Raw genomic sequence first — 14,966 nt, forward strand, 5'->3', positions numbered from 1 at the left:
TGATTAGCTAGCGGCAAGGTAGTTGCGGATCAACTGCATAAAAGGCGCGCCATATTTACTGAGTTTGGTAAATCCTACACCGGAAATTTTCAAAAATTCGCTGTCGTTAGTTGGCATAAGCTGCGCCATTTCAGCCAACGTTTTATCATTGAATACTACATAAGGTGGGACATCATCTTCATCAGCTAGCTCTTTTCGCAAGCTACGCAGTTTCGCAAACAGCTTTTTATCATAATTAAACTGGGCAAGTTTATCTTGATAAACGTGTTTGGCCTGTAATCTAGGCTCTGCAAGTTGCAAAGCATACTCGCCTTTTAACACCGCACGTGCCGCTTCGGTTAAACGTAAGCTAGCACCTTGAGTAATATCTTGCGTGAGCAAACCATGGTGGATTAACTGTCTGAGTACGCTGAGCCAATACTCATTGCTGTGCTCTTTACCAATGCCGTAAGTGCTCAGTGTGTGGTGCTGATTATCTCTAATGCGACTGGTATTTGCACCGCGTAATACATCGACGATATAACCTAAGCCAAATCTTTGCTCGGCACGATATACGCATGATAAGGCTTGTTGTGCCACCAGTGTGCCGTCAAAACGTTTCGGAGGGTTGAGGCAAATATCGCAGTTACCACAAGGCTCTCGTTGATATTCGCTAAAATAGTTAAGTAGTATTTGTCGACGACATGTTTGTGCTTCGGCAAAACTTGCCATGGCATTAAAGCGCTGCTCTTCAACTCTGCGTCTATGTTCGTCTTCAATATCTTCAAAAAAGCGTTTTACACGACCGATATCAGCAGGGTCAAAATACATGATGGCTTCTGCCGCGAGCCCATCTCGACCTGCACGCCCTGTCTCTTGATAGTATGCTTCAATACTTTTGGGAATATCGTAGTGCAGCACAAAACGAACGTTAGATTTGTTGATACCCATACCGAATGCAACCGTTGCTACCACGATATGGATGTCGTCTCTGGCAAATGCAGTTTGCACAAATTGACGTTGCTCGTTACTCATTCCCGCATGATAAGCAGCAGCATTGAATCCTGCATCCGCTAATTTCTGGGCTATGTCATCAACACGTTTTCTACTGGTACAGTAAATAATACCGCTTTGGCCTTTTTGCATTCTTAAGTAACGCATTAGTTGTGACAGTGGCTTGAACTTTTCTTCAATGGTGTAGCGAATGTTGGGTCTGTCGAAGCTACCAGTGTAGATATAGGGCTGGTTAAGGCCCAGCTGTTGCACTATGTCTCTGCGCGTAGCGGTATCGGCTGTTGCTGTGAGTGCCATCATGGGCACTGTCGGGAAATGTTGTTTAAGCTCGCTCAAGCGGCAATAGTGGGGTCTAAAGTCATGCCCCCAGTGTGATACACAGTGGGCTTCATCGATGGCGAACAAACTGATATTTAACTGCTTTAGGCGCTCTTTAAATTCATACTGAAGCACTTTTTCAGGCGCAACATAGAGTAGCTTTATGTCGCCCATGTGTAAGCGGTGATAGATAACTTGTTGCTGTTCAAAAGTGAGGCTGTTATTAACAAATTCAGCTTTTATTTCCAATGCTTGCAATTGTGCAACTTGGTCTTGCATCAAAGAAATGAGCGGAGATATAACAACGGTTAATCCGGGTAAAGTCAGCGCAGGGATTTGATAGCAAAGGGATTTTCCACCACCAGTTGGTAGCAAAACTAAAGCATCTTGTGACTCCAATACGGCATTGATCACCGCATTTTGGCCATCACGAAACTCACTGTAGCCAAAAACGTCTTTGAGCACAGTGTACGTATGAGTTTGATCAGTTTGAAGCACTTGGTTTTCCATCGCCGAGCATTCTAGAGGTTTTTCATTCGATTGTCTGTAATTTTTAGCGCTTGCAAAATAGGCAAGTTAAGCATAACTTTTACTGGTCAGATGAGTTTTGAGGTAAGTATGGATAGAGCGTTGTTAATCAGTCAAGTGGGCAATATTTTTGTTGAGAAAATGCCATTTAATCGCTTTCTCGGCATCACTATAAAAGAATTAAATGCTGAAAGTGCGCGTATCGAATTGCCGTGGCAAGATGAGTTTATTGGTAATCCAACACAAAAAATCCTTCATGGTGGTGTTATTTCTGCGGTGTTAGACAATGTTGGTGGAATGCTCGCAGCTGCATCAATTATAAATAAACTAGCAGATGAAGAGCTCAGCAGTGTGCCAGCTAAATTAGCAACACTTGGGACCATAGATATTCGTACTGATTTTCTACGCCCTGGAAGAGGCGAATACTTCATTGCGAGTGCAACTTTAATACGTTCGGGCAATAAAGTGTGCGTTTGTAGAATGGAGTTGCATAACGAGGAAGGGGTTCAAATCGCATTTGGAACAGGGACCTATTTAGTCGGTTGAACGGCAGTTATAGGTATATGCATTATTATAAAAAATGCAGGCGATTAATGGTGTTTAGTTAATGCCATTAATTTAACAAAGCGATTACCTCAATTTGACGAATAACTGCAAAGAAAGTAGGTATAATGCTGCCTCTAAATTGAAGGGGGTAGTATGGGCCAAGAAAACGCAGAACAAAAAGGCTATCTTTTTGCTTCGTTGGCATTTTTGATGTGGGGCTTAGCACCTATTTACTTTAAGCAAATAGACTTTATTGATGCTATGGAAATCTTAGTGCATCGAGTCATTTGGTCGGTTGTATTTATTGCTGTCATAGTTGGGCTTTTAAAGCAGTGGCATAAAGTACAGCATATTATTAAAAAGCCGAAGCTACTGTTAATGCTATGTGTAAGTGCTTGCTTATTGGGCTTTAACTGGGGGTTGTTCATTTGGGCTGTAAATAATGAGCACATGCTTGATACAAGTTTGGGATATTACATAAACCCACTACTGAACGTGCTTTTGGGGATGATTTTTTTGGCAGAACGGCTGAGAAAATGGCAACTTGTTGCGGTTGGCTTTGCTGTTGTTGGTGTGCTGATCCAAGTTGTAAGTTTTGGCTCTTTTCCTGTTATTGCTTTTGCCTTGGCGAGTTCTTTTTCCGTTTACGGCTTAATCCGCAAGAAAGTGCCAGTGGAGTCCTTGCCTGGGCTACTGCTTGAAGCTGCAATCTTGTTGCCGTTAGCCCTTGCATATTGGTATTTTTCTGCTCCAACGACTACTTCAGACTTGAGCGAAAACAGTATTTTAATCAATATACTATTGATAAGTGCGGGAGTTGTTACTACGCTACCCTTGTTGTGCTTTACTGCTGCAGCAAAACGGATCCCATATTCTACGTTAGGGTTTTTCCAGTATATTGGGCCAAGTCTAATGTTTGTTTTAGCGGTTGTTTTTTATGGTGAAGAGTTTACTGCGCAACGTGTGGTCACATTCGTTTTTATTTGGAGTGCATTAGCGTTATTTAGTTGGGACGCTTATCAATTCTCTAGAAAGCTTCGAAAACAGCAAGCTTAAAGGCCTAACATTGTTGGCAAAAGAGTTAGAGAACAACTCGGTTTCTACCTAACTCTTTTGCTTTATAGAGTTTTTTATCAGCGTCTTTTAATAGCTCGTCTATCTCGTTTTCTTGCATTGATACAAACCCAACAGAAACCGTAAACTGTATATTATGTTGCGTAAAGGAGCGGCTATTAAGCTCGATGTATTTGCGAAATTGTTCTAGCTGTTTACTGTTTTCTTGCTCATCATTGCTATTGAAATAAATAACAAACTCTTCTCCTCCTAGCCTTGCTAACAGTTGCTCAGAGAAAAACTTATCAAAAACTTTTGCAAGTGCTACAAGTACATCGTCACCAGCATCATGGCCATAATCATCATTAATACGCTTAAAGTGATCAATGTCTATCATGGATACTTGGCTAGCTTGATTGTTGATCGCACGTATTTTTTGAAATTTTTTGGCTTGCTCAAAAAAATATCTACGATTGGGAAGCTTGGTTAAATAGTCAGTATTAGCTTGCAACTTAATAGTCGCTATTTGGTCTAGCATATCGACGTTCAAACTAAGTCGACAATAAAACTCTTCTGCGTTAAATGGTTTTCGCAAGTAATCATTCGCACCACTTTTTAAAAAGCGTGCAGACAAGTGCGGTGAATCCGAACCAGATACACCAATAATCACTTTATCTTCATTGCTGTACAAACGACGAATTTCGACGCACAACTCATCTCCATTCATTCTTGGCATTTCGTTGTCAGCGATAATGACTGAAATATCTGGGTTTTGCTGTAATACTTCGAGCGCCTCTACACCATCTTTAGCCTCTAGCACTTGATACTTATGTCGATACAATAAATTACTGATATATAATCGTGAATGACGAGAATCTTCAACCACCAGCACTTTTACTGTTTCATTGCGAGGTAGGCGGGTAAGCTGCTTTTTTAGATATTGATAAGCTTGTTTATTTTCTTTGGTGATGTAATCAATGATGGGATATTTATCAACCGTTTCCCTCGTGCGTTTATCAATATTCCCAGTCATTACAATGGTTGGGATCTCTGCATTTACCGTGACTGGTATGGCTTCACCGTTAGGCGCGTCGGGTAGAATAAAATCAACAACGGCGCAGAAATAATGGTGCTCACTAATTAACACTTGTGCTTGTGCCAGTGATTGAGCTATATCAGCTTCATAACCACAAGATACCGCGATATGCTTTTGTACTGTGGCAATGGTTGGGGTATCTTCTACGATAAGTATTCTATGGGTCACTATGCGGCCTTGTTATATTTTTGTGCACGTTTAAGTTTTAAACTGATCTACTCAAAAATGCAATGCATGTGAATGAGTTAATTTAGAAAGTGTAGTATAAACTGAAGGCTAAAAATAGTTGGTTGGCGTGTTGGAAGTGCGTAGCTTAAATGAGGTGCGCCAAAAAGACGCACCTGATGGGATTATAGATCGTCGTCAGCGCTATATGCTGGGGTATACGAGTCTGGTACTGCTCTTGAGCGACCAAATAGCGTATGAAATTTTGTTTTACAGGTTGTGAGCTTTAAATATTTTGCCCAAGCACGTTCAATTATGTTACTTGGCGGGAGCTGTCCTTCCATGACATTAACAAATTGTAGTTGAAAACTATTTTGTGGTTCGCAGTCTTTGTTGTATAAGCTTTTTAATAATACACCGTGTTGTTCAAGAGCCTGAGCTTCGGCGAGCGTAAAGTGACCGCTGCGGCTAAATCCTCTTGGAAAATTGGCATCGTCATAAAAAGCGCGAGGGCTTACAAAAGCATTGCGTAAATTCGCTAGGTTCTGATCCATAACTCAATCCTCACATTGATATTGGGTGGAGTATGGATCAGGATTAGAATTTTTTTAAACAAGTTTTTTTTATCGTAAGGAACAAAAGTGGACATAGATCTATTAAAAACTTTTGTCGAAGTAGTTAAGACTCGTCATTTCGGTCGCGCAGCAGAAAATTTATATATAACTCAATCAGCTGTGAGCTTTCGTATTCGTCAGCTCGAACAATCTTTAGGCGTGAATTTATTTATTCGCCAACGCAATAATATCCAACTTACTGCGCCAGGGGAACGCTTATTGCCCCATGCAACTATGATCTTAACAGGTATGCAGCGAGCCAAAGTAGATGTTGCCCTTGCCAATAGCATGCATAAACAGCTGTCGTTATCCGGCACCCCCAATATTTGGGATGCATTTTTACAATTTGGTATCAACAATATTGTTGCTGCAATGCCGGGTGTTTCACTTATGGCAGAAGTGAAGGCACAGCAAGAAAGTACCCGATTACTGTTAGAAAGAACGTTGGATTTAGCGGTTTTATTTGACCCCCCAAAAGTTGATGAACTAATCGTCAAGCCGATTAGAGATTTAGCAATTATTCCTGTAAGTACTTTTGAGTGTGAAGATGCGTTAGCATTTTTTAATAATCAATATGTTTATGTTGATTGGGGGACTGCATTTTCATTATGGCATGCTAAGCAGTTTTCAGGCAGTACACCTCCTTATTTTAGAACCAGCACAGGGCGGATTGCACTTGATCTCATTATGCAATGTGGCGGCAGTGCGTTTATTCCTCAAGCATTAGCACAAGATATGATAGAACAGAAAAAGCTCTTTCATATTGACTGTGTTGACCAAGTTTCAAGAGAAATATTCATTGCATACCATAAAGATAATGAACAAAAGGAGCAGATAGAAACAATCACTAATTTACTTGAATCACTTAGATGATGTCATTTATATATCTTTTTTATGACATGTTTGTGTTTTGGGTAATGGTTGCAACTTGTTGTAATGATTAGGTTATTTTCTTTTATTTCCAAAAGGTTTCATTTTTAAGGCTGTTTTTTTACTTAATCTCGCGCGATGTAATATTTTTGTCATTTAGTGCTGGCAAACTGCGCATGTTCAAAATTAACGTGTTGCGATATTGAGGAAATACACATGAAACTGACTAACTCTGCACTTTTGCTCTCTGTATTGAGTGCCTTGTCATTAAACGCCTACGCTGATGTAACAGTGTACGGAAAAGCGAACGTTTCACTACAATCAAGTGATGAAGATGAAGGCTCTGTAACTGAGATCAAAAGTAATGCGTCTCGCTTTGGCTTTAAAGGCGCAGAAAAGTTGGAAGGTGGTTTAGAAGTTATCTATAAACTAGAGTTTCAAGTGGACTTATCTGACGATGATTCAAAGAACGGTAAAGATAACATCACTGCTCGTAACCAATACGTTGGTTTAAAAGGTGGCTTTGGTGAAGTTGTGATTGGTCGTAACGACACGGCTTTTAAACAGTCACAAGGTAAACTTGATTTATTCAATGACCTAGAAGGTGATATCAAAAACCTGTTCAAAGGTGAGAACCGTTTAGGCAACTCTATTTCATATAAATCAGCAAGTTTTAACGGTTTCAAAGTGTTAGGCACTTATATCGCTGAAGATAAGAAAGACGGTGAAAACGGTTTTTCAACAGCATTAACATATGGTGATAGCGGTTTGAAAAAATCTTCTATCTACGCTGCTGTTGCAGTTGATAGTGAAGTGAATGGCCGTGATGCAGTGCGTTTTGCCGTGCAAGGTAAAGTAGCTGACTTTAAACTAGGTGCTATGTATCAAACTCAAGAAAAAGTAGATGGCTCTGATGAGGCTGATGGCTACATGTTAAACGCAGCGTATAGCTTTGGTGCAAATACGTTAAAAGCGCAATACCAAGTTATTGACTTTGACCAAGGTGACAAGCTTGATGGTGTTTCAATTGGTATCGACCACAAGCTTAACAAAGCAACAAAATTGTATGGTTTCTATTCAACGTTTGACGGTGATAACCAAGTTGAACGTGATTACCTAGGTTTAGGTATTGAATACAAATTCTAATTAAATAGAAGATTCCCTCCAAAAAGGCTCAACATGTTGAGCCTTTTTTCGTTGTGTATGTTGGCTTAACTTTGCCCTGTTAAGCGCAAATATTTTTCCGCTAAAGTATCTAAGTCTTCCTTATGATTAGGGTCGGGCTTGATACAATCAATCGGGCAGACACTGACACAGGTTGGCGTATCATAGTGACCTACGCACTCTGTACATTTGTTAGGGTCAATCTCGTAAATCTTTTCCCCAAAATAAATGGCCTGATTAGGGCACTCCGGATCGCACATATCACAATTGATACACTTAGAGTTGATCATCAACGCCATGGTTAGGCCTTTTTGAACGGATTACGTGTATCTTGGTTGTTATCTAAGTTTCTCATTAATATGGCGTGGTCGAGATTGATATCTTCAGGCAGTGGGATCTTCACAATGTGACCTGAGCCTTTGGCATCATCAATACGCTCACCTTTTTTGTTTTCCATATGTTCAAGGTTAAACGAGATGTTCCCTTGTGGTGTCATAAGTTCAAGGCTGTGACCCGTACAAAACTTATTTTTCACGTCAATTTCTACCAGACCATTGTCGTGGCGACCTAGTACTTCACCGACAAACTGCTGCTTGTCTGACACAGAGTGACCATATTCATAGTTTTGGTAATCTTGATGAGCATGGCGCTTTAAAAAGCCTTCGGTGTACCCGCGATGAGCTAAGTTTTCGAGCGTATGCATCAAGTTAGGATCAAATGGCTTACCAGCAACAGCATCATCAATGGCTTTACGATACACCTGTGCAGTACGCGCCACATAATAGAAAGATTTGGTACGCCCCTCAATTTTTAAACTGTGCACACCCATCTTGGTCAGCTGGTCAACATACTGTACAGCGCGTAAGTCTTTTGAGTTCATAATGTAAGTACCATGCTCATCTTCAAACGCTGGCATATATTCACCTGGGCGACCTTGCTCTTCAAGCATAAATACTTCCGATGTTGGCTGGCCTTCACCGAGTGTTGGGATCACAGACTTGGGATCAATTTTATGAACCACATCACCAGTTTCGGTTTCTCTTGCTGGTTTTACGTCATATTCCCAGCGACAAGCATTAGTGCAAGTGCCTTGGTTTGGGTCGCGCTTGTTGATGTAACCTGATAACAAGCAGCGGCCCGAATACGCCATACATAAAGCACCGTGAACAAATACTTCCAGCTCGGTTTGCGGGCACAGTTGGCGAATTTCAGCAATTTCTTCCAGTGATAACTCACGTGATAAGATCACGCGTTCAATACCTTGCTTGGCCCAAAACTGCACGCTTGCGTAGTTAACAGCGTTCGCTTGCACGGATAAATGAATAGGCATGTCTGGCCATTTATCACGTACCAACATGATTAGACCAGGATCAGACATGATCAGCGCATCAGGCTGCATAGCAATAACAGGCTCTATATCGCGTAAGTAAGTTTTTACTTTGCTGTTATGCGGTGCAATATTTGATACGACATAGAGCTTTTTGTTTAGTTGATGAGCTTCGTTGATGCCTAGTGCTAGGTTGTCTAAGTCAAACTCGTTGTTACGAACGCGTAAGCTGTAACGTGGTTGACCGGCGTAAACGGCATCTGCGCCATACGCAAAAGCGTAACGCATATTCTTTAAACTACCCGCAGGTGAAAGGAGTTCTGGTACAAACATGATAAAAACCTCATACATCGAACTGGGTACAAGCCAGCTGTTGGGGTCAAAATTGACTCGAAATAAAAAAGCGGCGCAGTATAAAACAGCATCGAAAAAGAGATTTTGATTTAGATCATGATTTGTTTTGCTCAGAATGAAGTTTACTTGCGCATGAACCGAGCCACATAACAGGGAAATGTAGTAGGTTTTTGCAGCTAAAACGCGTATAATTCGCGCCCGTTAATAATCACAAACTATTTTGGAGCAAAAAAGATGGCTTTAGAGCGTACTTTTTCAATCATCAAGCCTGATGCGGTAGCTAAAAACCACATCGGTGCAATCTATAACCGTTTCGAATCAGCTGGTCTTAAGATCGTTGCTTCTAAAATGGTTCACCTTTCTCAAGAGAAAGCTGAAGGTTTCTACGCAGAGCACAAAGAGCGTCCTTTCTTTGGTGCTTTAGTTTCTTTCATGACTTCTGGCCCAGTAATGGTTCAAGTTCTTGAAGGTGAAGATGCAGTTCGTAAGAACCGTGAAATCATGGGTGCCACAAACCCTGCTGACGCACTAGCTGGTACTTTACGTGCTGACTACGCAGACAGCATCGACGAAAACGCGGTACATGGTTCAGACGCACCTGAATCAGCTGCTCGCGAAATCGCTTACTTCTTCGCAGAAGAAGAAATTTGCCCACGTACTCGTTAATTTCGAGTTTATGAGCAAATGAAAGAAGGGCTTTCGAGCCCTTTTTTCGTACCGAGTACTTCGTCCCGAGTACTTCGTCCCGAGTACTTCGTACCGAGTACTTCGTCCCGAGTACTTCGTACCGAGTACTTCGTACCGAGTACTTCGTACCGAGTACTTCGTACCGAGTACTTCGTACCGAGTACTTCGTACCGAGTACTTCGTACCGAGTACTTCGTACCGAACACTAGGTGTTTTGCTAAATGCTTATGCTTTTGAGCATTTAGCAAAACAATTCGCTAAGATTGTTATTGTTGCATGTTTTTTGTACAATGTGCGGCTGCCTTACTAATGTTATACCGTCACTTGAATTGAGGTTGTTTCATGGCCACTACAGAAAAAAAGATTAATTTACTTGATTTAAACCGCGAGGGCATGCGTGAGTTATTTGCTACTTTCGGTGAAAAGCCGTTTCGCGCGGATCAGGTAATGAAATGGATTTACCATTTCGGCGTGGACGACTTCGAGCAAATGAGTAACATTAATAAAAAGCTCAAAGCAAGGTTAGCGGCTGAATGTGAGATCAGAGCACCGGAGATTTCAGTTAAGCAAGTGGCTAGCGATGGTACTATCAAATACGCCTTATTGCTTGATGGTGGTCAAGAAGTTGAAACCGTTTGGATCCCGGAAAAAGAGCGAGCGACTTTGTGCGTATCGTCTCAAGTCGGCTGTGCGTTGGAGTGTACTTTCTGCTCAACCGCGCAGCAGGGCTTTAACCGCAACTTAAAAGTGTCAGAGATCATAGGTCAAGTGTGGCGTGTAGCGAAAGATATCGGCATACATGATGGTGATAGCACTAAGCGTCCTATTACTAACGTGGTAATGATGGGCATGGGTGAGCCATTGCTTAATCTTAACAATGTTGTGCCTGCCATGGAGCTGATGATGGATGACTGGGCGTTTGGGTTATCAAAGCGTCGCGTCACATTAAGTACCTCAGGGGTTGTACCTGCACTTGATATTCTTAAAGAAAAGATTGACGTTGCATTGGCGATTTCATTACACGCACCGAACAATGAATTGCGTGACGTGTTAGTGCCAATTAACAAAAAGTATCCAATTGAAGAATTTTTGGCGGCATGTCGTCGTTATATTGATGGCTCTAAAGCAAATAAAGATGTCACCATTGAATATGTGATGCTACAAGGTGTTAACGACAGTACCGATCATGCACATGAGCTGGTTCAAGTGCTTAAAGGCACACCTTCAAAAATTAACCTTATTCCGTTTAACCCATTCCCAGGTAACGAATATGGTCGCTCAAGTAACAGCCGCATCGATCGCTTTTCAAAAGTGCTACAAGCAGCAGGCTTAACGTGTATTGTACGTCGTACTCGTGGTGATGATATTGACGCCGCATGTGGTCAACTAGTGGGCGATGTTGTTGACAGAACTAAGCGTTTGGCTAAAAAGCAGCAACGTGAAGATAATGCCATCGCAGTTAAGGTCAGTGCTAACTAATACACTAAACAAGTGTAAAAGTGCTGCCAACGACACTTTAAATGGGTCCTTGTGGTAAAAAATAGATGAATCATAAGGACTTTTAGGTAGTATAAGGGCACAGTGTTATTACATAAAGGGTGGTGCATGCGTTCTTGCTTGATTTCTATCGTTGCAATTGGTTTATTATCTGGGTGTGTTACTGAAACAAGTTCAGTCACAAGAAACAAACCTAATGTAAGAAACGAAGTAAATAACCAAGAAGCCGCTAAAACGCGCATTACTCTGGCATTGCAATATTTGCGTTCAGGTAATACAAGTCAAGCGAAGTATAATCTTGAAAAGGCTTTGCAGCTTGCACCTGACTTGCCTCAAGGCCATTATTCTTTGGCATATTACTACGAACAAGTTGGTGAAGATGAGCGGGCTCGCAAAGCTTATCAAAAGGCCTTGAGTTTCGACCCGAATAACCCGAATACCCTAAATAACTATGGTACGTTCTTGTGTCGTATTGGCGAGTATCAAGCAGCTAGCGAACAGTTTTTTAAAGCCATCGATGTGCCTAGTTATCTGCGAGTGTCGCGCAGCTATGAAAATTTAGCGCTATGTGCCATAAAACAAGATGACTTTTCAAAAGCTGAAGATTACCTCAACAGTGCGATAGCGCACGATGGTCGTAGTCAGTCAGCGCTGATCGGTTTAGCCGCCTTATTTTATGCTAAAAGTGATTTACATCAGGCGATGGGCGTTTTAGAAAATTACTCCGATAAAGGCTTTGTGTCACCGCGTAGTATGCTTTTACAGCATCTATTACACGTTAGTATGGGGCATTTGCAAAAGGCACAAGAAATCGCTGATTTGCTTATTCAAACTTATCCTGATTCTTTTCAAGCGAAAGCATTATTGAGCGAGCAAATAAACAACAATGAGTTTGCCAATTTGAAAGAGCAGTATCGTTTAGCTCAACTAAAAAGCATAACTCAAAACTCACCTTCTCATTTATCGCTACAGCCAAAAATAAAAGTGAAGCGGAAGGTAGTGAATGAAGAAACGCCGCAGGAGCATAAATCGCTGGGTATATCGCTACTACCTGCTGAGGCAGAATTCACGGCGCGTTCAGCCGCCAAATCTACTATGGCGGGCGAGCAAAAGTCAGCGGAATCAAAAAGTGCAGCAACAAGTTCAATGCAGGAGCAAGCGCTGAGTGAGCAAACAAATAAAAATGTTGTGCGTTTTTATGAACCTGATCCGAGCGATGTGCGATTTGGTAAAGTAGTAACGAGCCTAACTAAAACGGCGAGTGCTTTTGAGGCAAATTTGCAAAACTTACCGCTTGTGAACAAAAAAGTAAGTGCACCTAAAGTGCCATTTCATATAATACAAGTTGCCGAAAACGTATTTAGCTTATCGGTCAAATACGATATCAAGCTGGTTGATTTACTGCGTTGGAATAACCTAAAAGAATCCGATAGAGTGGCTGCAGGGCAGAAAATTTATCTAAATAATCCTGCTACAATGCATGCTATTCAAGCGGGAGATACTTTATTCAAAATAGCGACTCAACATGGATTGCTGATCGACGATTTAATGCGATGGAATGAATTAACACCGGATGTGGCCTTAAAAGAAGGTCATGGATTACTGATTGTGGACCCTGATAGTTACGTTTTATGAAACAAGAAAACATCGAAATGGAAGAACAAGTTCCTACTATAGGACAATCGCTTCATACAGCTAGAATTGCTGCTGGTATGAGTGTTGAAGATGTATCGCAGCGCCTAAAATTAACCGTGGTGCAAGTAACTAAGTTAGAACAAGATGATTATCAAGACTTAGGCCCTGTTACTTTTATCCGAGGTTACATTAAGAGTTATAGTGCCCTACTTGGTATTGATGCACAGCAGCTATTAGCTTTAATGGACGCACCTAAAGCACCTGAGCCAACTAAGAGAATGCAAAGCTTTTCACGGCGTACTGAAAAAGAAGCCAGTGATAATCGCTTAATGATCTTTAGCTACTTTATATTGGCGTTGGTATTAGGCTCGTCAGGGATCTGGTTTTGGCAGACCAACGACAGCGTAACTGATGCTAATTTGCCGCCTGTAACAACAACTGATGTAACGCCCGTTGGCGAACAACAAGCCAGTTTAGAGCCTGAAGATTCAAAGCAGTTAAATACAGGTACGTCGGATGAAGTAAGTTCATCCGCGACTGACAGTGAACCAGTTAATCAACAAACGACTTTGGCGGATGAATCTGATGAGCAAGCTCAACTCAATGAAGAGCCAACAATAAAGACTGCTGTAGAGAAAAAAGACCCATCAATAAGTACAGTAATAATGCGCTTTAGTGATGATAGTTGGGTTGAAATATTTGATGCGACACAAGAGCGCATTGCATTTGGTGTTAAAAAAGCGGGCTACACCATGACGGTAGAAGGTAAAGCACCTTTTTCTATCGTGCTGGGCAAACATCAAGTGGTTGAAGTTGAATTGGATGGCCAATTAATTGACTTATCTAGCCTGCCAAGAAACCGTTTAGCAAAATTTAAATTACCGTTAGCAGAGTAACCGTCTTATGTTTTCAGAATCTCCGATAAAACGCAGAAAGTCGACACGCATTAACGTGGGTAATGTTCCGATTGGAGACGGAGCACCAATTGCGGTGCAATCTATGACCAATACCAACACGCTTGATATTGATGCAACGGTTGCGCAAATTCGCGCTATTCAAGATGCGGGCGCAGACATTGTACGTGTGTCAGTACCCACTATGGATGCTGCTGAAGCGTTTAAAAGTATCAAAGAGCAAGTTGATATTCCACTTGTGACAGATATTCATTTTGATTATCGAATTGCCCTTAAAGTAGCGCAATATGGCGCGGACTGCTTACGTATCAACCCAGGTAATATTGGCTCAGAAGATCGTATTCGTGCCGTGGTCGATGCCGCATCAGAGAGAAATATCCCGATCCGAATTGGTGTAAATGGTGGTTCACTTGAGCGTGATTTGCAGGAAAAGTATGGTGAACCTACACCAGAGGCCTTGCTTGAGTCAGCGATGCGCCATGTGGAAATTTTACAGCGTTTGAACTTTGACCAGTTTAAAGTTTCGGTTAAGGCATCCGATGTATTTTTAGCAGTTGGCGCTTACAGACTGTTAGCGAAAGAGATTGATCAACCGTTGCATTTAGGGATCACCGAAGCGGGTGGTTTCCGTTCTGGTTCTGTGAAGTCTGCAGTTGGTCTAGGCATGCTGTTGGCCGAGGGTATTGGTGATACATTACGTGTATCGCTCGCGGCTGACCCTGTACAAGAAATTAAAGTTGGTTTTGATATCCTAAAATCATTACGAATTCGCTCACGAGGCATTAACTTTATAGCTTGTCCAAGCTGCTCTCGCCAAGAGTTTGATGTGGTAAATACCATGAACCAACTGGAAGAGCGCTTAGAGGATATCATCACGCCCATCTCAATTTCCGTGATCGGTTGTGTGGTAAATGGACCAGGAGAAGCTTTGGTTAGTGATATTGGTCTGGCGGGCGCAAATCGCCGCTCTGGCTTATACATTAACGGCGAGCGACAAAAGCTGCGTATTGATAATGACAATATCGTAGAGCAACTAGAAGCACAAGTTCGTGAATTTGTTGCAAAAAAAGAGCAACAGCCAGAAATAGATATCAAGATTGTCGAATAATCAGCACATATCGAAGAAGTAATTTTACTCTTGTTTGTAGCCTATCAGTGCGGTAGGTCGCATTTTCAGCCGGTTTGGGTATAATGAGCGATTACTT

At 41.7% G+C, this 14,966-nt stretch carries 14 protein-coding genes; 9 read left to right on the forward strand and 5 right to left on the reverse strand.

Features of this window, described 5'->3' with window-relative positions:
- Positions 1–3: 3 nt before the first annotated feature.
- Entirely contained in the window at positions 4–1,821 is a 1,818-nt protein-coding gene (gene recQ, locus HC733_RS00295; RefSeq protein WP_190363069.1) for a DNA helicase RecQ, read from the reverse strand.
- A 108-nt stretch (positions 1,822–1,929) separates the two neighbouring features.
- Here recQ and HC733_RS00300 point away from each other — a divergent pair, with 108 nt between their 5' ends.
- Together HC733_RS00300 and rarD are read left to right on the forward strand one after the other, a co-directional pair.
- Complete coding sequence (locus HC733_RS00300; protein WP_190363070.1) at positions 1,930–2,385, forward strand: thioesterase family protein; 456 nt, start codon at positions 1,930–1,932, stop codon at positions 2,383–2,385.
- A 153-nt stretch (positions 2,386–2,538) separates the two neighbouring features.
- Positions 2,539–3,441: an EamA family transporter RarD gene (rarD, locus tag HC733_RS00305; RefSeq protein WP_190363071.1), complete on the forward strand. Its 903-nt coding sequence runs from the start codon at positions 2,539–2,541 to the stop codon at positions 3,439–3,441.
- 25 nt (positions 3,442–3,466) lie between these two features.
- Here the strand turns inward: rarD and HC733_RS00310 are convergent, their stop codons facing one another.
- Positions 3,467–4,702 (reverse strand): diguanylate cyclase, encoded by a 1,236-nt coding sequence (locus HC733_RS00310; RefSeq protein WP_190363072.1) that lies wholly within the window; start codon positions 4,700–4,702, stop codon positions 3,467–3,469.
- Between the two features lie 182 nt (positions 4,703–4,884).
- Positions 4,885–5,253 carry a DUF413 domain-containing protein gene (locus HC733_RS00315; RefSeq protein ID WP_190363073.1) on the reverse strand — a complete coding sequence of 123 codons (369 nt, stop codon included), beginning with the start codon at positions 5,251–5,253 and terminating at the stop codon, positions 4,885–4,887.
- 87 nt (positions 5,254–5,340) lie between these two features.
- On the opposite strand from HC733_RS00315, the gene HC733_RS00320 reads away from it, so the two are divergent.
- Positions 5,341–6,186, forward strand: coding sequence for a LysR family transcriptional regulator (locus tag HC733_RS00320; protein ID WP_190363074.1), 846 nt, complete (start codon positions 5,341–5,343; stop codon positions 6,184–6,186).
- 213 nt (positions 6,187–6,399) lie between these two features.
- A complete protein-coding gene (locus HC733_RS00325) occupies positions 6,400–7,329 on the forward strand; it encodes a porin (protein WP_190363075.1) in 930 nt (309 codons plus the stop codon).
- 65 nt (positions 7,330–7,394) lie between these two features.
- Here the strand turns inward: HC733_RS00325 and HC733_RS00330 are convergent, their stop codons facing one another.
- Positions 7,395–7,646, reverse strand: a complete 252-nt coding sequence (locus HC733_RS00330) for a YfhL family 4Fe-4S dicluster ferredoxin (protein ID WP_190363076.1) — start codon at positions 7,644–7,646, stop codon at positions 7,395–7,397.
- A 2-nt stretch (positions 7,647–7,648) separates the two neighbouring features.
- A complete protein-coding gene (gene trhP / locus HC733_RS00335) occupies positions 7,649–9,007 on the reverse strand; it encodes a prephenate-dependent tRNA uridine(34) hydroxylase TrhP (protein WP_190363077.1) in 1,359 nt (452 codons plus the stop codon).
- 255 nt (positions 9,008–9,262) lie between these two features.
- Between trhP and ndk the strand changes: the two genes are divergently transcribed.
- From ndk to ispG, 5 genes are all read left to right on the forward strand, one after another.
- Positions 9,263–9,694 (forward strand): nucleoside-diphosphate kinase, encoded by a 432-nt coding sequence (gene ndk / locus HC733_RS00340; protein ID WP_190363078.1) that lies wholly within the window; start codon positions 9,263–9,265, stop codon positions 9,692–9,694.
- Between the two features lie 363 nt (positions 9,695–10,057).
- Complete coding sequence (locus HC733_RS00345) at positions 10,058–11,194, forward strand: bifunctional tRNA (adenosine(37)-C2)-methyltransferase TrmG/ribosomal RNA large subunit methyltransferase RlmN (protein WP_190363079.1); 1,137 nt, start codon at positions 10,058–10,060, stop codon at positions 11,192–11,194.
- A 126-nt stretch (positions 11,195–11,320) separates the two neighbouring features.
- The gene (gene pilW, locus HC733_RS00350) at positions 11,321–12,847 is read left to right on the forward strand and encodes a type IV pilus biogenesis/stability protein PilW (protein ID WP_190363080.1); all 1,527 of its coding nucleotides are present in this window, start codon (positions 11,321–11,323) and stop codon (positions 12,845–12,847) included.
- Positions 12,844–13,743, forward strand: a complete 900-nt coding sequence (locus HC733_RS00355) for a RodZ domain-containing protein (protein WP_190363081.1) — start codon at positions 12,844–12,846, stop codon at positions 13,741–13,743. The genes pilW and HC733_RS00355 overlap by 4 nt, the downstream gene beginning before the upstream one ends.
- Before the next feature lie 7 nt (positions 13,744–13,750).
- Positions 13,751–14,869 (forward strand): flavodoxin-dependent (E)-4-hydroxy-3-methylbut-2-enyl-diphosphate synthase, encoded by a 1,119-nt coding sequence (gene ispG / locus HC733_RS00360; RefSeq protein WP_190363082.1) that lies wholly within the window; start codon positions 13,751–13,753, stop codon positions 14,867–14,869.
- The last annotated feature ends 97 nt before the right edge of the window (positions 14,870–14,966 follow it).

The sequence above is a fragment of the Pseudoalteromonas sp. S16_S37 genome, from assembly GCF_014694405.1.
In the GTDB taxonomy this organism is placed as follows: Bacteria; Pseudomonadota; Gammaproteobacteria; order Enterobacterales; family Alteromonadaceae; genus Pseudoalteromonas.